Source organism: Streptomyces sp. CBMA291, assembly GCF_014596525.1.
Lineage (GTDB): Bacteria > Actinomycetota > Actinomycetes > Streptomycetales > Streptomycetaceae > Streptomyces.
The window spans coordinates 14,578-35,868 of the sequence record NZ_MSJP01000060.1 but is presented as its reverse complement, the minus strand read 5'-3'; the positions used below and the strand labels follow the sequence as shown (position 1 = coordinate 35,868).

Annotated in this window: 17 protein-coding genes; 2 read left to right on the top strand and 15 right to left on the bottom strand. The window is 72.6% G+C overall.

Going from position 1 to position 21,291, the window contains the following annotated elements:
* Positions 1–33 precede the first annotated feature (33 nt).
* Positions 34–1,083 carry a LacI family DNA-binding transcriptional regulator gene (locus tag BU197_RS15690; RefSeq protein WP_188268909.1) on the top strand — a complete coding sequence of 350 codons (1,050 nt, stop codon included), beginning with the start codon at positions 34–36 and terminating at the stop codon, positions 1,081–1,083.
* A gap of 184 nt (positions 1,084–1,267) precedes the next feature.
* On the opposite strand, the gene BU197_RS15685 is transcribed toward BU197_RS15690, so the two are convergent.
* From BU197_RS15685 to BU197_RS15615, 15 genes are all read right to left on the bottom strand, one after another.
* Positions 1,268–1,825: an AAA family ATPase gene (locus BU197_RS15685; protein ID WP_188268908.1), complete on the bottom strand. Its 558-nt coding sequence runs from the start codon at positions 1,823–1,825 to the stop codon at positions 1,268–1,270.
* A gap of 80 nt (positions 1,826–1,905) precedes the next feature.
* Positions 1,906–2,280: a nuclear transport factor 2 family protein gene (locus BU197_RS15680; RefSeq protein WP_188268907.1), complete on the bottom strand. Its 375-nt coding sequence runs from the start codon at positions 2,278–2,280 to the stop codon at positions 1,906–1,908.
* A gap of 90 nt (positions 2,281–2,370) precedes the next feature.
* A complete protein-coding gene (locus tag BU197_RS15675) occupies positions 2,371–3,576 on the bottom strand; it encodes a PLP-dependent aminotransferase family protein (RefSeq protein WP_188268906.1) in 1,206 nt (401 codons plus the stop codon).
* Positions 3,577–3,637: 61 nt separating this feature from the next.
* Complete coding sequence (locus tag BU197_RS15670; protein WP_188268905.1) at positions 3,638–5,029, bottom strand: MFS transporter; 1,392 nt, start codon at positions 5,027–5,029, stop codon at positions 3,638–3,640.
* Positions 5,026–7,638: an ATP-grasp domain-containing protein gene (locus tag BU197_RS15665; protein ID WP_188268904.1), complete on the bottom strand. Its 2,613-nt coding sequence runs from the start codon at positions 7,636–7,638 to the stop codon at positions 5,026–5,028. Before BU197_RS15665 ends, BU197_RS15670 begins: the two co-directional genes overlap by 4 nt.
* A 193-nt stretch (positions 7,639–7,831) precedes the next feature.
* On the bottom strand, positions 7,832–9,088 hold the full coding sequence (locus BU197_RS15660; protein WP_188268903.1) for an acetyl-CoA carboxylase biotin carboxylase subunit family protein: 1,257 nt from the start codon (positions 9,086–9,088) through the stop codon (positions 7,832–7,834).
* A complete protein-coding gene (locus tag BU197_RS15655) occupies positions 9,085–10,362 on the bottom strand; it encodes an amidohydrolase (RefSeq protein ID WP_188268902.1) in 1,278 nt (425 codons plus the stop codon). Before BU197_RS15655 ends, BU197_RS15660 begins: the two co-directional genes overlap by 4 nt.
* Positions 10,363–10,369: 7 nt before the next feature.
* Positions 10,370–11,746: an MFS transporter gene (locus BU197_RS15650; protein WP_188268901.1), complete on the bottom strand. Its 1,377-nt coding sequence runs from the start codon at positions 11,744–11,746 to the stop codon at positions 10,370–10,372.
* Entirely contained in the window at positions 11,743–12,450 is a 708-nt protein-coding gene (locus BU197_RS15645; protein ID WP_188268900.1) for a cyclase family protein, read from the bottom strand. The genes BU197_RS15650 and BU197_RS15645 overlap by 4 nt, the downstream gene beginning before the upstream one ends.
* Positions 12,451–12,510: 60 nt before the next feature.
* Complete coding sequence (locus BU197_RS15640) at positions 12,511–13,857, bottom strand: diaminobutyrate--2-oxoglutarate transaminase family protein (RefSeq protein ID WP_317452304.1); 1,347 nt, start codon at positions 13,855–13,857, stop codon at positions 12,511–12,513.
* A 4-nt stretch (positions 13,858–13,861) separates the two neighbouring features.
* Entirely contained in the window at positions 13,862–16,270 is a 2,409-nt protein-coding gene (gene hypF / locus BU197_RS15635; protein ID WP_188268899.1) for a carbamoyltransferase HypF, read from the bottom strand.
* 30 nt (positions 16,271–16,300) lie between these two features.
* Complete coding sequence (gene hypE, locus BU197_RS15630) at positions 16,301–17,329, bottom strand: hydrogenase expression/formation protein HypE (RefSeq protein ID WP_188268898.1); 1,029 nt, start codon at positions 17,327–17,329, stop codon at positions 16,301–16,303.
* A gap of 28 nt (positions 17,330–17,357) precedes the next feature.
* Entirely contained in the window at positions 17,358–17,942 is a 585-nt protein-coding gene (locus BU197_RS15625; protein WP_188268897.1) for an isochorismatase family cysteine hydrolase, read from the bottom strand.
* A gap of 395 nt (positions 17,943–18,337) precedes the next feature.
* Positions 18,338–18,919 carry a GNAT family N-acetyltransferase gene (locus BU197_RS15620; RefSeq protein ID WP_188268896.1) on the bottom strand — a complete coding sequence of 194 codons (582 nt, stop codon included), beginning with the start codon at positions 18,917–18,919 and terminating at the stop codon, positions 18,338–18,340.
* A gap of 209 nt (positions 18,920–19,128) precedes the next feature.
* Positions 19,129–19,929 carry a hypothetical protein gene (locus BU197_RS15615; RefSeq protein ID WP_188268895.1) on the bottom strand — a complete coding sequence of 267 codons (801 nt, stop codon included), beginning with the start codon at positions 19,927–19,929 and terminating at the stop codon, positions 19,129–19,131.
* 407 nt (positions 19,930–20,336) lie between these two features.
* Between BU197_RS15615 and BU197_RS15610 the strand changes: the two genes are divergently transcribed.
* A complete protein-coding gene (locus BU197_RS15610; protein ID WP_188268894.1) occupies positions 20,337–21,233 on the top strand; it encodes a LuxR C-terminal-related transcriptional regulator in 897 nt (298 codons plus the stop codon).
* Positions 21,234–21,291 lie beyond the last annotated feature (58 nt).

The following is a 21,291-nucleotide window of genomic DNA, read 5'->3' as shown; positions in this document are numbered from 1 at the left end:
CCGTCGACAAGGCCCCCCGGAGGTACGCACACGATGACCGTCACCCTGGCGGACGTGGCCGCCCGCGCCCGGGTCTCCCCCGCCACCGTCTCCCGCGTCCTCAACGGCAACTACCCGGTCGCCGCCTCCACCCGCGAGCGGGTCCTGCGGGCCGTCGACGAACTCGACTACGTCCTCAACGGCCCCGCCAGCTCCCTGGCCGCCGCCACCTCCGACCTCGTCGGCGTCCTCGTCAACGACATCGCCGACCCCTTCTTCGGGATCATGGCCAGTGCCGCGCAGAGCGCCATCGGGGAGACCGCGACCGGGCGCGGCGGGGGCGAGAAGCTCGCCGTCGTCTGCAACACCGGGGGCGCCCCCGAGCGCGAACTGACCTATCTCACCCTGCTCCAGCGGCAGCGGGCCGCCGCCGTCATCCTCATGGGCGGCTCCCTGGAGGACCCCGCCCATCTGGCGGCCACCACCGCGAAGCTCGCCCGGCTCGCGGAGGCCGGGACCCGGGTCGTGCTGTGCGGACGGCCGCCCGCGCCCGGCGACGTGCCCGCCGCCGCGCTCGTCTTCGACAACCGGACCGGCGCCCGCCGCCTCACGGAGCATCTGCTCGCCCTCGGCCACCGGCGCATCGGATACGCGGCGGGGCCGGTCGACCGCACGACCACCCGGCACCGCCTCGAAGGGCACCGGGAGGCGCTCGCGGCGGCGGGCGTCCCGGAGGGGCCGACCGTCCACGGCCCCTACGAGCGGGCCTCCGGTCAGGCCGCGACGGCCGAACTCCTCGCCCGTGACCCGGAGTTGACGGCGATCATCGCCTCCAACGACACGGTGGCCCTCGGCGTCTGCGCGGCCCTCAGGGAGCGCGGTCTCGACATCCCCGGCGATGTGTCCGTGGCGGGCTTCGACGATCTGCCGCTGGCCCAGGACACCGTCCCGGCCCTGACGACCGTACGCCTCCCGCTGCACGAGACGGGGGTACGGGCGGGCCGGCTCGCCACGGAGACGGAGCCGACGCCTTCGGGAGAAGTCGAGACGGTCCCGGCGGAGTTGGTGGTGCGGGGGTCCACGGGGGTGGCGCGCCGGAGGTAGAGGCGGCGGCCCGCTCGCCGGGCCGCCCCGTCACGACCTCCTACCGGCCCGTCCCGCGCAGGCCCGCCACGGCCTCCCACCGGCCCGACCAGCTCAGCCCTGCCACGGCCTCCTACAAGCCCGACCCGCTCAGCCCCGCCACGGCCTCCCACCAACCCGCCCCGCCCAGCCCCGCCACGGCCTCCTACAAGCCCGCCCCGCTCAGCCCCGCCGCCGCGAGGACCGCGTCCACCGTCTCCTCCACCGTCAGCTCCGCGCTGTCGACGCGGACGCCCACGTCCGGAAGTTCGGCCAGCATCGCCTCGTGCAGGAACGACCAGTCGGTCGTCAGGCGCTTGTGGCGGGCGTCGTTGCGTTCCCTGGCCTTCGCCGGGCCCGGGACCAGGAAGACCGGGTGCAGGGCGGCGGTCCGCAGCGAGGCGCGGTAGAAATCGAGGTGGCTGCGGCGGACCACCACGTCGTCGATCACCGGCAGGAAGCCCGCCGCCGCGAAACTGTCGGCGAGCAGACAGGCGTTGCGGGCGCGGAGGAAGATCTGCCGGTCCGCCTCCGGGTCGCCTTCCGGGGTCGGCCACCGGCCGCCGCTCACGATCAGCGACTGGAGCCCGTCGACCTCGATGTGCGCCGCCGCCGCGAACCGGGCGGCGAGCGCCGCCGCGACGGTCGACTTGCCGCTGCCCGGGATGCCGCTGAGCAGGACGACGCCGGGGGCGGGGGCGCGGTCGACGGGAACCTGGTCCATGACCGGGACCCTAGTACGCGGGCCCCGCGCGTCGACGCTTCGTCAATCTGCGGGACCCGTCGCACACTCGGCCGTCCGGCTCAGATCGCCGCCCGGTAGAAGTACGTCCTGCGGTACTCGATCTTGCCGTCCCGGACCAGGTACGTGTCGGCGAAGCCCTCGTCCAGGGCCGTGCCGTCGCGGCTCGCGCCCCGGAAGCGGCCCCAGCAGGCCGCCGCCGCGAGACCGCCGGTGACCTGGTCGACCTCATGGGCGCCGGAGGCGATGATCCGCTCGTGCTCGTAGAAGTGGCGGATCCTGGCCAGACCTTCGAGGGCCGGGTAGCCGGGGCGCTCGTAGACCGCGTCCTCGGCGAAGACCTCGCCCAGCTCGTCCCACGAGCGGGAGTCGACCACCTGGAAAAGCCGGGCCACCAGAGAGTCGGCGGACACCGGGGGGTGTGTGCGTGCCGTCATGACCGTGCTCCTTCGTTGCGTGTCGTCGGAAGGGCGGTGCCGGTGTGCGCCGGGAGGGTGGTTCGGCGCGCACCGCAAGGGGGTTCGGTGTCAGTGCGCGGCGGCCCGCGCCTTGTCGAAGGCCGTCGCGAGGCGGGAGACGCCTTCCCGCCGCTGCTCCTCGTCGAGGGTGGCGAAGGAGAGCCGCAGCAGCCGGGAGCCGTCCTGTTCTATGCAGAACGGCGCGCCGGGGACGAGCGCGAGTCCCTGGGCCAGGGCCTGTTCGTACAGCAGGTCCGAGGTGACCCGGGGGTCGTCGACGGAGCACCAGAAGAACAGGCCGCCGCGCGGGTCGTCGAAGACGAGCCACGGCAGCCGCTCGCGCAGCAGCGCCGCCGTCGCCCGCGCCTTGGCCCCGTACAGGGTGCGCAGCCGGGCGAGGTGGGCGGGGAGGAAGGCGGGGTCGCCGAGGAGGTCGGCGAGGACGTACTGCCCGAAGGTGTTCGTCTGGAGGTCGCTGCTCTGCTTGGCCGCCACCAGCTCGCCGATCAGCCCGGCCGGCGCGGTCAGTCCGGCCACCCGGAACCCGGGGCACAGGGTCTTCGACAGGCTCATGAGCCGGATCACGCGGTCACCGTACACGTCGGTGGACGGCGACCGGTCGCCTTCGAAGGCCAGGTCGCCGTACGGGTCGTCCTCGACGATCAGGAAGCCGTACCGGTCGGCGAGCGCGGCCAGTTCCCTGCGGCGCCCCTCGGTGAGGACGCCGCCGGTGGGGTTGTGGAAGTGCGGGACGACGTAGACCAGTTTGGGGCGCGCGCCGGCCGCGAGCCGCTCCGCCAGGACGTCCACCCGCATCCCGTCGCGGTCCGTGGGCAGCGGCAGGAGGCGGGCCCCGGCGCCCCGGAAGGACTGCACGGCGCCCAGGTAGCTGGGGTCGTCCAGGGCCACCAGGTCGCCCTCGTCGAGGAGGGTCCTGGCGACCAGGTCCAGGCCCTGCTGGCTGCCTCCGGTGACCATCGCCCGCTCGGCGGCGACCGGGGCGCCGGTCTCGCCCGCGCGCCGGGCCACCGCCTCGCGCATGGCGGGGACGCCCGCCGTCGGGGCGTACTGGAGGGCGGCGGCGGCCGTACGGGTGAGAACCCGGTCGGTCACCTCCGCGATCCGGGCGACGGGGAAACTGTCGGGCGCCGGGATGCCCCCGGCCATCGACAGGACGCCCGGCGCGTTGGCCGCCGACAGGATGCGGTCGATGGCGTCCGACCTGCCCCAGGCGGTGCGCCGGGCGAGGAGCCCGGTGAAGTCGTCCCCGGTCATGGGGTCACCGCCGTCTTCTCCGGCGCCTCGGGGCCGGTGCCGATCCGTGCCGGGCCGTCCCTCATGACGTCACCGCCGTCTTCTCCGGCGCCTCGGGGCCGGTGCCGATCTGCGCCGGGAAGTCCTTCAGGCGCCAGACCGGGGAGAGCAGCACCACGAGGACCGCCGAGAGGAAGGCTCCGGCGGTCGCGAAGAGGGTTTCGCGCAGTCCGATCAGGTCGCCGAGCCAGCCGCCGACGAGGGCGCCGAGCGGGAGCATCCCCCAGGAGATGAAGCGGTAGCCCGCGTTCATCCGGCCGAGCAGTTCGTCCGGGGTGATCGACTGGCGCAGGCTGATGATGTGGATGTTGGCCATCGTGCCGCCCGCGCCGATCAGCGCGAAGGTGGCGACGAAGAGGCCCAGGGTGAGGATCCCGTCGTTCGCCGGGGCCAGCGGGATGATCACCGGGGCGGCGCAGCAGAGGACGAGCGCCGCCAGGATCGCGGGTCCGAGGCCCATCACCCGTTTGAGGGTACGGGCCACCAGGGAGCCGCCGAGGGAGCCGACCGCGCCGGTGCCGAGGAGCAGGCCGATGGTCCCCGGGGAGAGGTCCAGACGGCGGGCCGCGTAGAGCACGAAGACGGTCTGGAGCGACATCCAGCAGAAGTTGTAGAGCCCCGACTGGAGGGCGCAGGCGCGCAGATGGGCGCTGTCCCAGATGATGCGGACGCCGTCGCCGACGCTCTTCCACAGGCCGGTGCGGGTCTCGGGGACGAGCGGCGGCGGTTCGGGCCTGCGGACGGCGAGCAGGGTGACCACCGAGACCAGGTACGAGGCGCCGTTGATGAGCAGCGCGTAGGGCGCCGTGACCCAGCCGATGAGCAGACCGGCGAGGCCGGGTCCGCCGATCTGCGCGAGGGAACTGGTGCCCTGGAGCTTGCTGTTGCCCTCGACCAGGTGTTCCTTGCCGATGAGGGTCGGCAGGTACGACTGGTAGGCGACGTCGAAGACGACGGTGAGCGACCCGATGAGGAGCGCCGCCACGTAGACGAACTCGATGCGCAGCAGATCGGTGGCGGCGAGCAGCGGGACGGCCGTGACGAGCAGGGCGCGTCCCACGTTGGCCGCGATCATCAGGGGGCGGCGGCGGACCCGGTCGACCCAGACCCCGACGAGCAGGGTGACGAGCAGGAACGGGGCGTAGGAGGCGGCGTTCACCAGGCCGACCTGGGAGGAGGACGCGTCCAGGGTGAGGACGGCGGTCAGCGGCAGGGCCAGGGTGGTGACCTGGGCGCCGATCTGGGAGATGCCCTCGCCCGTCCAGAACTTCATGAACTCCGCGTCGCGCCAGAGCGCGCCGCGCTCGCGCCCCCCGGCGGCGGCGGGTGCGCCGTCGCCGGGGGTCGCCGGGCCGGCCGACCCGGTGGGGTCGGCCGGTTCCGCCGAGCTGTGCGAGTCGGTGGACCCGGTCACGCGGCCCCCTCGTCGGAGGCCGGGTCGGCCACGTGGAAGGCACAGCCGATCTGGGCGCCGCGCAGCATGCTGACGATGCCGACGGCGGGGTCGGTGACGCCCCGGGCGAGGGTGCCCGCGTACTTTCCGTCGACCATGAGGGTGCCGTAGGCGACGGCCATGTCCTCGGTGGTGACGCCGTCGTCGGAGAGGAACCGCTCGGTGGTGGGGAGCAGGCGGCGCTGGAGGACGAAGGGGCCGCCGACGGCCTGGTGGAGCTTCTCCACCCACTCCTTCTGGTCGGTGGTCCAGCCGGGGGTGACGCCGACGCCGCCGTAGAGCAGGGTCGGCTTGAGGACGAGGAGGTCCTTGTTGGCGACGGCGTACGGCAGGAGGTCGATCTTCTCGCCCTCGAAGGTGACCTTCTCGTCGCGGACGAAGCGGGTCCAGGGCAGGATGCGGTCGACGAGGGCGCGCTCCTCCTCGGTGAGGGCGGCGCGGTTGCGCTCGTCGCTGAGCATGGCGAGGCTGCCCTTGTTGCCGTACAGCTCGCAGTCGAGGGAGGCGAACATCTCGACCTGTCCGGCCTCGGCGGCGTCGAGGAGCGGGTTGACGAGGTCGTAGGTGCGGGGCTCGTCGGGCATCTCGCCGGGCAGGAAGAGGCGGTAGACGACGTCGACGCGCCTCCCGTCGTAAACGACCTTGCCGTCCTCGTAGGTGAAGTCGCCGAGGTGGCAGACGACCGGGTCGAAGCCGAGGTCCTTGAAGGCGGGGACGACGAACTCCATCCAGCACTTGGACTTCTCGAAGCCGTCGGGCCAGTCGGTGATGGCGAGGAGCGGGCGCTCGATCCCGGCGAGGGACGGGGCCTGGCGGCGCAGCACGTCGGTGATGCGGGCCAGCGGGTCGGGGTAGACGAGGTTCTCTGCGGCGGCGAAGGCGGCGAACTCCTCGTCCTTGATCAGGGCGCGGGCGAACTCGCCCATCTGCCAGCCGCCGAGCGAGGTGCCGGTGTTCAGCTCCATGAGGCGGAAGCCGCCGGTCTCGCGGTAGAGGTCGGCGCGGGAGAGCGGCGGGATCTCGTCGACGGCGCCGCGCAGGACGAGGTCGGCCTGGGTGTCGCTCATGCCGACGGCCTTGGCGAAGGCGCGCAGGTCGCCGCCGAAGAGGCGGGCGGGGACGGACTTGAGAAGTTCGAAGAGTCCGTTGAGGTCGTGTTCGAGGCCGGAGACGTCCTCGGCGCTGAGGAAGACGGGCCGGTTGAGGCCCTCGCCGCCGCCCGCGCCGTAGCGGAACCACTCGACGCCCCGGACGCCGGAGACGGTCATGCGGGCGGCGGTGCGCTCGTGGTCGAAGAAGCGGCGGGTGACGGCGTTCTCGACGCGGGCGCCGAGCTTGTGGGTGCTGACCCCGGTGACCTCGGTACGGGAGAGGCCCTCGGCCCGGTCCAGGGCGCGGCGGGTCTCGACGGGGTTCTCGCCGACGGCGATGAGGGCGGCGGAGCGGGGGGTGAGGCCGCGCGGCGGGAGCTGGAGTTCGTCGCCGGGCTCGACCAGGGCGACGGCCTCGGCGAGTCCTTCGACCTCGGCGGGCTCGGGGAGGACGACCCGGTCGATCGTGCCGTCGTACGCGGGGTAGAGGAAGCGGATCTCGGCGCTGAGCGCGCGGGTGGGGGTGAGGTCCGGGGTGCGTTCGAAGGCGATCTCGGCGGCGGCGACGGCCAGGTCGATGCCGGTGGCGAGCTGGTGGACGTGCGGGATGAGGTCGCCGCCGAGGCGTCCGTTCAGCTCGATCAGGCGGGGGCCCTCGGCGCTGACGCGCAGCTCGGTGTGGGTGACGCCGTAGTCGACGCCGACGGCCCGGTGGGAGTCGCGGACGAGTTCGACGACGGCCTCGGCCCAGGGCTCGTCGCGCCAGGCGGTGACGAGGTGGCCGACCTCCTCGAAGTACGGCTGGGGGCCGAGGCGCTTGCGGGCGATGCAGACGGGGGTGACGACGCCGTCCACGACGGTGCTGTCGACGCTGAGTTCGGGGCCTTCGACGTACTCCTCGACGAGGACGGTGTCGGCGGTCCCGGCGCCCTGGAGGCGGCTGGCGGCGGCGAGCCGGTAGGCCTGGCGCAGTCCGTCGGCGTCGCGGGCGACCATGACGCCGAAGCTGCCGCCGAGGGTGCGGGGCTTGACGACGACGGGGAAGCCGATGGCCTCGGCGACGGCGACGGCCTCGTCCTCGCTGCCGGCGGGGGCGTGCCGGACGGCGGCCATGCCCGCGGCTTCCAGGGCCTGGCGGGTGGCGTACTTGTCGCGGCAGATCTTGGCGGCGGCCGGGTCCATGGCGCGCAGGCCGAGGCGGGCGGCGACCGAGGAGACGGCGGCGAGCGACCATTCGTCCCAGGTGACGATGGCGGCTTCGGAGACCTCGCCGCGCAGGTCGGCGACGGAGGGGAACAGCTTGTGCGCGTCCGAGGTGTCGGCGATCCGGTGGGTGTCGACGTACTTCGCCTGCCAGGTGGGTGCCTCGGGGGCGATCAGGGTGACCTCGTACCGCGCGGCCAGGGAGGCGAGCGCGTACTCCCGGTACTGACGGATGCGGCTGCCGACCAGGATGACGCGCGGGCGTTCGTTGGTCATGACGGACACGGTGTGTGTTCCTTTCCGATGCGGTGCGGTGCGTGGGGCCTGGTGGTGGCAGGCGGTACGGGTGGTGCCGAGGGCCCCGGTGGTGCGGGTGGTGCGGGTGGCGGTCCCGGGGCGGCCGTTACGGGTGGTGCCCAGGGCCCCGGTGGTGCGGGTCGTGCGGGTGGTGGCCCGGGGCGCCGGTCGGTCATGCGTCCAGCGGGGTGCAGGTGAGCCGGAAGCCGTTGGCGGAGGTCTCGATGGCCTCCTCGACGGCGGCGGTGGACGGGCCGCGGAACCGGAAGCGGGTGCCGACGTGCTCGTATCCGCTGATCGGGGGCACCCGCCGGCCGACGGGGACGTGCAGCACCGCGTACGGCTTGCGCTCCTCGGGCGGCGGCGCGGTCCAGTCGGCGCGTTCGACGAGACAGGGCGCCGGGATCGGCAGCGGAAGGAGCAGATAGCCGCCGACCTCGCCGGTCTTCAGGGCGGGCAGGACCGGCGCCCGGCCGAGCTGGAGGTCGGCGGCGGCGGCCATCAGGTCGGCGTCGTGGACGTCCCGCCAGGTGAACGGGATCTCGCCGCCGCCGACCCGGGCCCCGCACTCCAGGAAGACCAGGGCGGGGCCGCCGTCGGCGCCGGGGGCCCGGGTGACGAAGGCCTCCAGGTGGAAGACCCACGGGCGGCCGCCGCCGAGGACGGCCCCGACGGCGGCGGCGAACGGCTCCACGGCCGCGAGCAGCTCCGGGTCGTCCTCCTCGACGGAGCCCAGCCAGTTGCCCTGGGTGAAGTCGGCGCAGGTGCCGCCGACGTAGCGGGAGGCCGTCCAGCTGCCGAGCCGGTCGCCCTCCCACAGTCCGTCGATGTGCAGGATCGGGGCGTCCACGTACGTCTGGGCGAGGAACGGTTCGGCCGCGAGGTCGGCGGCGAGGTCCGGGTGCGCGTCCAGGTCGGCTTCCCCGTCGAGCCGGACCACTCCCCTGCTGGCGGTGCCCCGGTGCGGCTTGCAGACCAGCGGCCAGCCGTGCGTGCGCCCGAACTCCCGTACGGCGTCGAGGTCGGGGACGTGGGCGAGCGCGGGCACCGGGATGCCCCCGGCGGCCACCGTGGTGCACATCAGGAGCTTGTCGCGGAAGACCGCCAGCTCGTCGGAGGTCTGTCCGGCGATGCCGAACTCCTCGCGGAGGAGGGCCGCCGTGTCGAGATCGCCCTCGTTGAGGGCGAGCAGCGCCTGCGGCGGGCCGTACCGCTCGACCAGGTCGGCGAGGGCCGCCCGGACGACGGGCAGGTCGTCGGTGGCGGCGACCGTGACGACGGCCTCGGCGGCGGCGGGGACGGAGGCCCGGCCGAGGTCGGTGCTGAGGTAGGTGACCCGGTGGGCATCGTGGTCGACGTAGTCGGCGTAGAGCGCGTGGGTGTCCCGCCAGCGGTGCAGGACGGTCACATGGGGGCGGGTTCCGTTCATGCCTCGGTCTCCGCCGGGGTGTCCGAGAGCCAGGACAGGGCGGCGGCCACGATCGAGCGGACGCCGACGTCCAGGGCGGGGCCCGCCTGCGGGGCGAAGGTGGGCGCGTGGTTCTGCGGGAGGTCGTCGAGACGCCCGGCGGCGAACGCGGCGGTGAACTCCTCCGGGTCGAGACCGCCCCAGAACCAGTACACGGACGGCACCTGCGCCGCCGTCGCCAGGATGCCGAAGTCCTCGCTGGCCGTCGTCGGGCCCATGGTCATGACGGCTCCGGCGCCGAAGGCCGCGCGGTGCGCGTCGGCGACCCGCTCGGCCGCCGCCGTGTCGTTGACCGTCATCGGCAGGTGGTAGACCGGGGTGATCTCCGGCTCGGCGGTGGCGCCCGCCGCGTCCGACTCGGCCTTGGCCAGGCGCTCGATGGCGGCGAGGACCTTCTCGCGCACGGGGGCCGAGCTGGTGCGGACGTTGATGCCGAGTTCGGCCGTGTCCGGGATGACCGCCGCCGTCGTGCCCGCCTGGAGCTTGCCGACGGTGACCACCACCGGCTCCTGGGCGGCCGTCTCGCGCGAGACGATCGACTGGAGCCGCAGCACCAGGGAGGCCGCCATCAGGACCGGGTCGACGGCCGCCTCCGGCTTGGAGCCGTGCCCGCCGCGCCCGAAGAGCTTCACCGTGATCGAGTCGGTGGCGCCCATGACGGTGCCGGGGCAGGTGGCGATGAGCCCGACGGGGCCGGGGCCCACGTGCTGGCCGAGGATGACGTCCGGCTTCGGGAAGCGCTCGAACAGGCCGTCGTCGACCATCGAGCGGGCGCCGTAGCCGCTCTCCTCGCCGGGCTGGAAGACGGCCACGACCGTGCCCTTCCAGTGCCCGGTGCGGGCCGCGAGCACCGCGCACGACCCGAGCAGGGCGGCCACGTGCAGATCGTGGCCGCAGGCGTGCATGACCGGCACCTCGGCGCCGGTGTCGTCGGTGGCGGTCACCGTGCTCGCGTACGGAAGGCCGGTGGCCTCCTTCACCGGCAGCGCGTCCATGTCGGCGCGGAGCATGACCACGGGGCCCTCGCCGTTGCGCAGGACCGCGACGACTCCGGTGCGGCCCACGCCGCTGGTGATCTCCCAGCCGCCCTGCGCGGCGAGCCGCTCCGCGACGAGCGCCGCCGTCCGCTTCTCCTGGAAGGCCAGCTCGGGATGGGCGTGCAGGTCCTTGTAGTCGGCCTCCAGGGCGGGGAACAGCGGTTCCAGGGCGTCGAGCACTGCGGTCAGGGAGTCCATGGCGTCCTCACTCGGAGACGGGGGTGTCGGGAAGGGGGTGTTCGCGTACGCCCCAGGAGGCGAGCAGCGCCACGGCGCAGGTGACCGCCGGCCACCACGGCACCCAGCCGCCGTGGCCCGTGGAGCGCAGCCACTCGGCGAGGGCCGGGAAGGTGCCGCCGAAGAGGCTGATCGCGAGGGCGCCCGGCAGGCCGACGGCGACCGCGCGGACGGCGGGCGGGAAGAGCTGCCCCGCGAAGACGTTGCTGACGGAGAGGGGCAGGGCGAGCAGGAGGAGCAGCACCACCGTGACGAGCGGTACGGGCACCCGGCCCGCGACCATCCCGGCGAGCAGCGGTACGGAGCCGAGCGCGAGCCCGGCGAAGCCGATCCGCAGCACCTTCAGGGCGCCGAACCGGTCGGCCGCCCTGCCCGCCGCGAGCATTCCGGCGAGCAGCGCCACCATGCCGAGGAGCAGGGCCCCGGAGGCCTCCTCCTTGGTGGCGGCGCCCGCGTCCGCGGCGTAGGCGGGGAAGTCGACCGTGAGGAAGTAGAAGACGGTGGTGGCGCCCGAGGTGATCGCGAACACCACGAGCAGCGGCCGGAGGGAGGCCCGCAGGACCGGCCAGGGGCTCGCTCCGCCGCGCTCGCGGGCGTCCTTGGCGAAGACCTCGCTCTCGGCGGCGCCGCGCCGGATCCACAGGGCCGTCAGGCCGAGCAGGGCGCCGAAGACGAAGGCGAGCCGCCAGGCGCCGTCCTCGACGCCGGTCTCGCCGAAGACGCCGAGCAGGACGGCGAGGACGAGGAAGGACAGGGCGCTGCCGAGGACCACGCCGCCGTAGGAGACCGCGCTGTAGAAGTACCGGCTGCGGCCGGGGGCGGTCTCGGTGACGTACGCGGCGGCGCTCGGGTTCTCGGCGCCGACGGACAGGCCCTGCACCAGACGGGCGGCCACCACGAGGATCGGGGCCGCGAGTCCGATCGACGCGTGGCCGGGAATGACCGCCAGGAGCAGCGAACCGGCCGCGATGAGGCCGACGGTGAGGGTGAGGCCGAAGCGGCGTCCCCGGGTGTCGGTGAGCCGCCCGATGACGACGCTGCCCAGGGGCCGCACCAGGAAGCCGAGGGCGAAGCCGAGGTAGGCGGCGATCAGCCGGGCGGTGGGCGAGGAGCCGGGGAACAGCTGCTCGGCGAAGTAGGGCGCGAGGATGCCGTAGATCGTCCAGTCGTACGCCTCCACGACCGATCCGACGCTGGCGGCGAGCAGTTCGCGCCGGGGTCTGCGGGCCGGGGCCGCGTCCTCGGCCGGGGCGGGCGACCCGGCCCCGGTCCCGGCTTCGGGCGCGGCGGGTGACCCGGTCCCGGCCTCGGGCGCGGCCTCGGTGGGTATGCCGGGGGTGCTCATTCGGCCACCCCGTAGACCCGGGCGCCGGTGCCGTCCCCGTGTCCCGCCGGGTGCGGGACCGTGTGCAGGCGGGCGCCGACGGCCGGGAGGTCCGCAAGGCCGGTCAGTCCGGTGACGGCGGGGATTCCGGCCTCGGCGAGGGCCTTGGCGGTGGCGCCGTCGCGTTCGGTGCTGTCGGTGGCGACGAGGACGGCGCCGCGCTCGGCGAGGAGGGCGACGGCGTCCGGGGTGAGGTAGGGGCCGTCGGGGCGGCCGGTGTGGACGACGACGGCGTGTCCGGCCGGTTCGAAGGGGGCGAGCGCGAGCCGGTCCGCGACGGGCTCCGCGGTGCCCGCCAGGCGGACCAGGGCGACGGGCAGGTCGACCAGGCCCCCGATGCCGTCCGGCGCCCCGGCGGGCCGGTCGACACGGGTGCCGGGGCCGGTCAGGTCGACCGTGCGGCGGGCGGGCGGCTCGCCGTCCGCGCCGGTGTTCCGGGAGCCCTTGTGCGGCTCCCGGATCAGCTCCTTGCGGGTGATGACCGTACCGCCGACCATCAGAAGCCCCAGGTGGCGTACGAGGAGTTCGCCGAGGTCGCCGTCGTCGATGCGGTCGCCGGGGATGTCGAGCCGGAAGCCCTCGGTCCGCAGGGAGCCGCCGTTGCTGAAGACCACCTCGGCGTCGAAGTCGACCCGCCACTGCCCGGCACCGGTTGCCGTCGTCATGTGCTTCGTTCCTTCACTCGTCGCGTTGTTCGCGTGGTGTGCCGCCCCGGGGGCGGGCCCTCAGGCGCAGTCGATGAGGGCCTTCTCCAGTGCGCCGACCACTTCGTGGATCTCTTCCTCCGTGATGGTGAGGGGCGGAAGGAGCCGGAGCACGGCACCGTGCCGACCGCCGCTCTCCAGGAGCAGTCCGTGATCCAGGCATGCCTTCTTGACGCGACGAGCGCGGTCTCCGTCGGCGGGCCGGGCCCCGAGGGCGTCGGCCTCGGCGTCCGGGTCGACGAGTTCGATGCCCCACATCAGGCCCCTGCCGCGGATGTCGCCGATCTCCGGACGGGTCAGGGCGAGGCGCCGCAGCAGGCCACCGAGCAACTCTCCCTTGACGGCGGCCTGTTGGACGAGTCCTTCTTCGGCCAAGACCTCAAGGGCGGCGGCGCCCGAGACGAGGGCGATCTGGTTGCCCCGGAAGGTGCCCGCGTGGGCGCCGGGCCGCCAGGTGTCGTACCGGCCGTGGTAGAGCATCAGGGCGAGCGGGAAGCCGCCGCCGACGGCCTTGGAGACGAGGACGGCGTCGGGTTCGATGCCGGACTCCTCGAAGGCCCACATGGTGCCGGTGCGGCCCCAGCCCGCCTGGATCTCGTCGAGGACGAGGGGGATGTCGAGCCGGGCGGTGATCTCCCGCAGTCCGCGCAGCCACTCGACGGGGGCGGGGATCACGCCGCCCTCGCCCTGGACGGCCTCCACGAAGACGGCGGCGGGCTTGGTGATGCCGCTCTCGGGGTCGGTGAGCAGCCGCTCGATGTAGGTGAGGCCGACCCGGACGCCCTGGTCGCCGCCGAGCCCGAAGGGGCAGCGGTAGTCGTAGGGGTAGGGCAGGTGGTGCACGTCGGGCATGAGGGAGGGCACGGATTCCTTGGCGCCCAGGTTGCCGGTGAGGGCGAGGGAGCCGGCCGTCATGCCGTGGTAGGCGCCGTGGAAGGCGAGGACGGTGCGGCGGCCCGTGGCGGTCTTGAAGAGCTTGATGGCCGCCTCGGTGGCGTCGGCTCCCGCGGGTCCGCAGAACTGGGTGCGGAAGGTGTCCGCCATGGTGCCGGGCAGCTGCTCGTAGAGCGCCGAGAGGAAGGCGTACTTGGCGGGGGTGGTGAGGTCCAGAGCCTGCTGGACCTGGCCCGATTCCAGGTACTCGCGCACCCTGCGCAGCACGTGGGGGTGGTTGTGGCCGAGGGCGAGGGTGCCCGCGGCGGCCAGGCAGTCGATGTACTCGGTGCCGTGGGCGTCGCGGACGCGGGCGCCGTGTCCTTCCTGGAGGACTTGGCCGAAAGCAGTGGCATAGGTCCGGGCGCCGGATTCCCGGGCCCGGACGAATTCGTAGATCTCGTCCGGTGTGGGGGCGGTCGTGCGGCTGGTCACGTCATCACTTCCCAGGGGATGTACGGGCGTCCGCGACCATGACCTGACCGAGGGCGATGCCTCCGTCGTTGGTCGGGACCTGTCGGTGGACGTAGGTGTCGAAACCGTCGGCGGTCAGCCCGGTCAGACAGTTGAGCAGCAGGAACTCGTTGAGGAACACACCGCCGGAGAGCACCACCTGGTTCACTCCGGTCTCCTCGCGGAAGGCCCGGCAGCGGTCGCGGACCATCTCCACGACGGCGGTGTGGAAGCGGCGGCTGATCCGGTCGGCGGGCAGCCCCGCGGCGAGGTCGTCGGCCATGGCCCGGATCACGGGCCGGGGGTCGACCTCGACCGGGCCGTCCTCGCCGTCCGTGCCCGTGTCGCCCTCGGGCGTCCGGACGTCGAAGCGGTACGCGTCCTCGGGGGCGGGGTCGCGGCCGAGCAGCCCCTCCAGTTCGATGGGGCCCTGGGCCTCGTACTCGGCGCGGGAGCAGATCCCGGCGAGCGCGGCGGCGCCGTCGAAGAGGCGTCCCATGCTGGAGGTGGCCGGGGAGTTGACGCCCCGGGCGGCCATGGTGGCGTAGACGTGCCGCTGCTGCTCGTCGAGTTCGGCGAGGGCGGGGAAGGCGGCCACGGCCCGTTCCCGGTCGCCGTCGAAGGCGTCGAGGGCGAGGGCGTAGCCGGTGCGGACGGGTTCGCGGACGGCCTGGTCGCCGCCGATGAGGGGGAGCCGGCGCAGGCGTCCGACGCGCCGGAAGGCGGCGTAGTCGCCGAGCAGGAACTCGCCGCCCCAGACGGTGCCGTCCTCGCCGTAGCCGAAGCCGTCGAAGATCACGCCGAGGGTGGTGCCGGTGACGTGGTTCTCCGCCATGCAGGAGGCCATGTGGGCGTGGTGGTGCTGCACCTCGACGACGGTCCTGGGCGCTCCGGTGCCGTCGCCGTCCTCGTCGAGCGCCGCCCGGGTGGAGCGGAACTGCGGGTGCAGGTCGTGCGCGGTCAGGCCCGGCCTGAGGTCGTAGAGCCGGGCGAGGTGGCGGGCGGTGCGCCGGTGCGAGGCGAAGGTCTCGTCGTTCTTGAGGTCGCCGATGTGCTGGCTGAGGAAGACCTTGCTGCCGTGCGAGAGGGCGACGGTGGTCTTCAGTTCGGCGCCGAGGGCGACGGCGGGCGCCACCTCGCGGCCCACGTCGACCGGGTAGGGGGCGTAGCCGCGGGCCCGGCGGATGAACTGGAGCAGGGGCGCGTCGAGGGCGTCGTGGACGGAGAGCCGGACGACGGAGTCGTCGACGCGGATCTCGATGTCGCGGTCGTGGTAGAGGATGACGTCCGCGATCTCGAAGAGCTGTTCGAGGGCTTCCTCGTTGCGGTACGCGATGGGGTAGCCGGAGATGTTGCCGCTGGTCATCACCAGTGCTTCCAGGCCCGGTTCGTCCAGCAGCAGATGGTGGTGGGGGGCCGAGGGCAGCATGATCCCGAGGTTGGGATTGCGGGGGGCGACCGACTCGGGAAGGGCGTCCGGCTGCTTGCGGGCGAGCAGGATGGGGCGGGCAGGGGAGCGCAGGACGTCGATCTCGTCCTCGGAGAGGACGGCGAGGCGCTGGGCGGTGGCCAGGTCGCGGACCATGACGGCGAAGGGCTTGGAGTCGCGGCGCTTGCGGCGGCGCAGCAGGGCCACGGCCTCCGGCCTGGTGGCGTCCACGGCGAGGTGGAAGCCGCCGACGCTCTTGACGGCGGCGATCCCGCCGTCGGCGAGGACCCGGGCGGCGGCGCGCAGGGCGGCGTCGCCCTCGCTGGTGCGGCCTTCCCGGTCGGTGAGGAGCAGCCGGGGCCCGCAGTCGGGGCAGGCGTTGGGCTGGGCGTGGTAGCGCCGGTCCAGCGGGTCCTCGTACTCGGCCTGGCAGGCCGGGCACATGGTGAAGGAGGACATGGTGGTGGCCGGCCGGTCGTAGGGCAGGTCCTGGATGAGGGAGTAACGGGGCCCGCAGTTGGTGCAGTTGATGAAGGGGTAGCGGTAGCGCCGGTCCCTGGGGTCGCGCAGCTCGCCCTGGCAGTCGCCGCAGACGTGGGTGTCGGCGGGGAGGAGGGCGGTGCGGGCTCCGGTGTGTTCGCTGTGGACGATGGTGAAGGGGCCCGCGGGCACACTGCCCGCGGGGAGCCCCCGGGTCACCACGACACCGTCGACGCGGGCGAGTTCGGGCGCGCGGTCGGTGAGACCGGCGGCGAACTCGGCCAGGACGGCGTCCGGTCCGGACGCCTCCACGAGGACTCCCTCGGGGTCGTTGCGGACCCAGCCGGAGAGGCCCAGTTCATGGGCCAGCTTGTAGACGAACGGCCGGTAGCCGACGCCCTGTACCACCCCGGTGACCCGCAGCCGCCACTCTTCGGTGTCGGGTGTGGTGCTCGCGGTGTCCGGCGGAGACGTCACGGTGCTCATGGTGATCCCCTCGCTTCCTGGGTCGGGTCCTCAGCAGAGCCGGGGCAGTTCGGCCCCGAGGAGTTCTTCCAGCTGCGTCTCCCGGCCGTCGGCGTCCCGCAGGAGCACCAGGGTCTCGGTGTCCTCCGAGATCTCGCCGACGGTCACGGCGTGTTCGCCGTACGGGAGCGAGCGCAGCGCCGCGAGGACGTCCGCCTCGGCGGCGGGGTCCACGAAGACGGCGAGGCAGCCCTCGTTGGCGCAGTGCAGCGGGTTGATGCCGAGCATGTCGGCCGCCATGGCGGTCTCGTGCTGGATCGGCAGGCTGGGGGTGTCGACCCGGATGGTGCGGCCGAGCTTTCCGGCGTACTCGTGGAGTACGGCGGTGAGTCCGCCGCGGGTGACGTCGCGCATCGAGCGGACGGCGCCGGCCGGCACCCTGCTGAGGACCCCGTCGATGAGGTTGTTCAGCGGGGCGCAGTCGCTGTCGACGCGCTGCTCGAAGCCGAGGCCCTCGCGGATGGAGAGCAGGTGGACGGTGTGGTTGCCGATCGGGCCGCTGAGGATGACCTTGTCGCCGGGGCGCACGTCGGCCATGGAGAGCGGTTCGCGTTCGAAGACGCCGACACCCGCGGTGTTCAGGTAGATCTGGTCGGCCTCGCCCTTGCGGACCACCTTGGTGTCGCCGCCGACGATCTGCACACCGGCCTCGCGGGCGGTCTCGCGGATCGACACGAGCACCTGCTTGAGGCGCTCGATGGGCAGGCCCGTCTCCAGGATCATGCCGAGGGTGAGGTACTTGGGGCGGGAACCGGCGACGGCGAGGTCGTTGACGGTGCCGCAGACGGCGATCTTGCCGATGTCGCCGTTGCCGAAGAACGGCGGGTCGACGACGAAGGAGTCCGTCGTCATGGCGATGCGTCCGGTCTCGACCGGGAGGATCGCGCTGTCCTCCATGATGCCCACGTAGACGTCGCCGAGGGTCTCGGCGATCAGCTGCACCAGGTCCTGGCTCAGCTTCGCCCCGGTGCCGTGGTCAAGCAGGATCTCGTCGCTCTGTGCGGTGGTGCTCGCGGTCATGACCGCTCCTTCCTCGGGGCGGGGACGGTCACGGGGTCTTGATGTCCTTGCGGGGCAGGGTGCCCTCGGCGTCGAGGACGCTGATGACCTCGGCGGAGTCGGAGACGGTGGCGCAGTAGCCGTCCAGCCACTCCAGGGCCCGGTCCTTGTCGTCCTGGCGGGCGGAGACGACGCAGTCGGCGGGGACCCAGATGTTGTAGCCGCGGAAGAAGGCGTCGGCGGCGGTGGTCTGGACGCAGATCTGGGTCTGCATGCCGGTGATGAGGACGGTGTCGACGCCGAGGGCCTGGAGGCGCTCGTGGAGGTCCGTCTCGTAGAAGCCGGAGTCCTTGCTCTTCTCCATGACGATGTCCTCGTCGGCCACGAACTCCTCGATGATCTCGGCGCCGCGGGTGCCGCGCTGGACCGGGAGGTGACCGTCGTAGCGCTCGGCGTTCGGGTCGTCGGGGTCGTTGACGAGCTGGAGGTGGAAGACGTGGTGGCCGCGGCGGCGGATCTCGTCGAGGAAGCCGGTGAAGTGCGGGGTGGCGGCGGCGACCGCGGCGACGCGCTCGGGGTTCTTCTCCACCAGCTCGTACTGGAGGTCGTTGGTGAGGACGGCGATCTTGGACATGGGTGTGCCCTTCGGTGTGGCCGTGCGGAAGGTGGACGCCTGGCGCGAGGATGGGCGCGCCGGCGGGAGGACGCTCCGGGACGTGCGGTGGCGGCGCGCCGGACCGTGCGGGCACGCCGGACCGCCCCGCGAGGAACGCGCGGGTCCGGGAGGAGGTGGGAACGTACGCGCCCGCGAGAACCGGCCGGGCCGGTGGGACCGATGGGCCCGGTGCGACCGGTGCGATGGCGCGGTACGGAAGCGGTGGTGCGGGTGCGGCTTCCGATGCGGGTGGTACGGGTGGGGGGATGGTGCTGGCGGTGCGGGTGGGGGCTGGTGGGGGGAGTGGTTCGGGTGGGGCGGGTGGGGCGGTCGTACGGGTGGGGAGGCTGGTCCAGGTGGGGCCCGGGACAGGGTCAGCCCGCGAGGACGCTCGCCTGGGGCTCGTGCAGCCAGGATCCGGTGGCCTCGAAGTGGGCCAGGACGTCGGCGATCCGCGCGCAGAGGTAGTGGCCGGTGACGGCCTCGCGCCCGTCGACCCGGGCGTAGTCGGGCAGCCGCCCGTACTCGCGGAAGCCGAGCCGCTCCCAGAGACCGACGGGGCCGTCGCTGCGGACTTCGAGGGTGATGACCTCGCAGCCCATGTCGCGCGCCTTGTGCAGGGCTTCGGCCCAGCCTTCGAGGAGGAACTCGCCCCGGCGGTCGGGGGCGATGACGCACCGCTTCATGTCGACGATGTGGCGGCGGGCGGGCAGCGGGGCGCGGGCGAGGGTCACCATGCCGACGATCCGGTCGTCCTGCTCGTCGCGGACCGCGAGGAGGTCGATGGCGCCCTTGCGCAGGTCGGCGTCGAAGGTCCGCATCAGCGGCAGGCCCTTCTCCAGACCGACGGGCTCGTAGAAGCCGAGGGTCTGTTCCTTGACCGCGACGGCGTCCATCAGCTCGATCATTTCGCGCATGTCCTTCTCGGACAGTTCGCGCGGCCATTCGTATCGCATGGGTCTTCCTGTGGGTTTGCCGGACGGTGGGCAGCCCGCAGGGACACCGGACACCGCCGCCCGCACCGCCCGGCACCGCGTGGGGCGGTGTGGGGCGGGGGCCTGGGTACGCGGTGTCCGGTGTCGCCAGGGGGGGGTGTTCGGGTGCCGGTCGGGTCCCCGGCGCGGTCCGGGGCGTCGTCGCTCCCCGGAGCCGCGGACCCGGAACGTCAGACCGCGGCGACCCGGGACTGAAGGTTGGTCTGCACCGCCGCGGCGGGAGACGCCTGCGTCAGGAGGGAGGGGTCGCCACCGGCGCCGAGCACCGTGGAGGCGTAGACCTCGACGAAGTACGAGACGAAGAGGGAGTTGATCTTGGTGAGGTGCTCGACGAAGCGCTCCTCGTCGTCCTCGTCCTTGATCACGCGCATGATCATGTTCCAGACCATGTCGACGTGGTCGTCGTCCTCGTCGAGCGCGAGGTGGGCGCGGGCACCCTTGGTGTTGTTGGCGCCGACGTGCTGCTCCATGATGTCGAGCCAGTCGGGCTGGGTCTTGCCCGCGATGTACTCGAGGTAGAAGCCGCTGATCATCGAGGCGAGGGGGCCCTCGGTGGCGAGCGTGTAGTAGAAGTAGCCGTTGAGCAGCTCGGTGGCGAAGGTCGGACGGATCGCGTAGATCTCCTCGTCCGTCATGCCGACCTTGTGCAGGTCACCGGCGAACATGCGGTCGTGACGGCCCTCCTCGGCGCCGTACAGACCCCACTCCTTGGAGAGCTGCGGGTCGCGGGTGGCCCAGTAGTTGGCGACCAGCGGGTCCACGGCGCGCTTGAGACCGATCCGGATCATGGTCTCCACGTTGTGGCGCTTGTAGAGGTCCAGGTCGAACTTGTTCGCGTCGAGCATGCCCTCGGCGCCCTTGCTCTTCTCGTAGAAGTCCCGTTCGAACTTCAGAAGCAGCTCGTCCACGCGCCGGCGGAACTCGGGACGCTGGAGGCTGGAGTACGTGTTGTACGACTTGCTACGAGGCATGGTCATCCCCACCCGAGGTCGTTGATCACTTTACTCTGGCTGGATCCGGCGAGGAATGCGCTCTCTTCCTGAGTGCCGGTTCCCTGGACGAGAAGGAAGGACAGAGTCGCAGAAGCCGTGATGGCGAGAAGGTTTCTCGCTGCACGTGCCATGGAAAACCCTACCTTTCGATGAGCGTTGAGGTCGTCAGCGCTTTGCTCATCCTCTGGCGGAAAGCCGTTTCTAGACCAGTCCCCCCTGGGATCATGTTGTCCCTGGCGGAAACATGACAGGGGGATACATTGATTGAAACCGGCAGAAGCGGTGCGATTGCCCTTCCATCGCTTCATGAATCGGCGAACCGTCTGTACCGGTTCGTCACGGAAACGCCCAAGTGTACGGTCGAAGGCGCGGCCGAAGCTCTCGGCATGGACCTTGAGGAAGCCGGGGAAGCCGTCCGCGACCTGCGGGAATTCGGCCTTCTGAGCATCGGGGGCGGATGCGCCGACGAGGACGAGGAATCAGAGTCACTGATTCCACATCCGGTGGACTTCGCCCGTGTGAAGGTCCTCAACCCACTCCAGCGCGAGCTGAACCGCACCCAGGCACTGGCCGACGAACTCCGCAGCAACCTGGACCAGTTGGAGCTGGCAACCCCTTCCCGGCACGCCCACTGCTCGCTGGAGATCGTCCACGAGTTGGCCGATGTGCGCCGACTGATCACCGGCTTCGCCGACGAGTGCGGCGAGGAGGCGCTCTCCTCCCAGCCGGGCGGCGCCCGCCTGGAGGAGGTTCTGGCCGACAGCATGGACCGTACGGTCAGACTGCTCGACCGGGGGGTGCGCATGCGGACGCTTTATCAGCACACCGCCCGCTTCAGCCCCGCGACCCTTTCCTACGTGGACCTGGTGACCCCCCTCGGCGCCCAGGTCCGCACCCTCGCAGGCGGATTTCCGCGCTGCATCATATTCGACCGGAAGATCGGCATACTGCCGCTCCTCGGCGACTCGAAGGGAGCAGTGATCGTCAGGGAACCGCAGGTCGTCGCCTTTGTGGCGGAAGCCTTCGACCGGGTCTGGACGACGGCTTCCGACCTTTCGCCGGAGGAGCGCAAGTCCGACCGGGCGGCGGCCACGTCCGAGATCCAGCACGCGATCATCTCGTTGCTCACCCAGGGGGAGTCGGACAAGAGAATTGCCCAGGTCGTGGGAATATCGCTGCGGAATTGCCAGCGGCACATCTCCCACATCATGAAAAGCATCGGCGCCCGCAACCGGCTGCACGCGGGCTACCTGCTGAGCAAGGAGCCGTTCGGCGGCCACTAGGCCGCGCGGGCGGCGGGGGCCGTGTGCGCCGCGTGGGCCGTGTGCGCCATGTGGGCCG

What these genes read in the sequence shown, in the direction of transcription:
- BU197_RS15685 (WP_188268908.1), bottom strand. Translation starts at nt 1,825, where the DNA reads ATGGACCAGGTTCCCGTCGACCGCGCCCCCGCCCCCGGCGTCGTCCTG.
- BU197_RS15665 (WP_188268904.1), bottom strand. Translation starts at nt 7,638, where the DNA reads ATGACCAACGAACGCCCGCGCGTCATCCTGGTCGGCAGCCGCATCCGT.
- BU197_RS15690 (WP_188268909.1), top strand. Translation starts at nt 34, where the DNA reads ATGACCGTCACCCTGGCGGACGTGGCCGCCCGCGCCCGGGTCTCCCCC.
- hypE (WP_188268898.1), bottom strand. Translation starts at nt 17,329, where the DNA reads ATGACCGCGAGCACCACCGCACAGAGCGACGAGATCCTGCTTGACCAC.
- BU197_RS15655 (WP_188268902.1), bottom strand. Translation starts at nt 10,362, where the DNA reads ATGGACTCCCTGACCGCAGTGCTCGACGCCCTGGAACCGCTGTTCCCC.
- BU197_RS15660 (WP_188268903.1), bottom strand. Translation starts at nt 9,088, where the DNA reads ATGAACGGAACCCGCCCCCATGTGACCGTCCTGCACCGCTGGCGGGAC.
- BU197_RS15645 (WP_188268900.1), bottom strand. Translation starts at nt 12,450, where the DNA reads ATGACGACGGCAACCGGTGCCGGGCAGTGGCGGGTCGACTTCGACGCC.
- BU197_RS15650 (WP_188268901.1), bottom strand. Translation starts at nt 11,746, where the DNA reads ATGAGCACCCCCGGCATACCCACCGAGGCCGCGCCCGAGGCCGGGACC.
- hypF (WP_188268899.1), bottom strand. Translation starts at nt 16,270, where the DNA reads ATGAGCACCGTGACGTCTCCGCCGGACACCGCGAGCACCACACCCGAC.
- BU197_RS15625 (WP_188268897.1), bottom strand. Translation starts at nt 17,942, where the DNA reads ATGTCCAAGATCGCCGTCCTCACCAACGACCTCCAGTACGAGCTGGTG.
- BU197_RS15675 (WP_188268906.1), bottom strand. Translation starts at nt 3,576, where the DNA reads ATGACCGGGGACGACTTCACCGGGCTCCTCGCCCGGCGCACCGCCTGG.
- BU197_RS15620 (WP_188268896.1), bottom strand. Translation starts at nt 18,919, where the DNA reads ATGCGATACGAATGGCCGCGCGAACTGTCCGAGAAGGACATGCGCGAA.
- BU197_RS15610 (WP_188268894.1), top strand. Translation starts at nt 20,337, where the DNA reads ATGGACCTTGAGGAAGCCGGGGAAGCCGTCCGCGACCTGCGGGAATTC.
- BU197_RS15615 (WP_188268895.1), bottom strand. Translation starts at nt 19,929, where the DNA reads ATGCCTCGTAGCAAGTCGTACAACACGTACTCCAGCCTCCAGCGTCCC.
- BU197_RS15680 (WP_188268907.1), bottom strand. Translation starts at nt 2,280, where the DNA reads ATGACGGCACGCACACACCCCCCGGTGTCCGCCGACTCTCTGGTGGCC.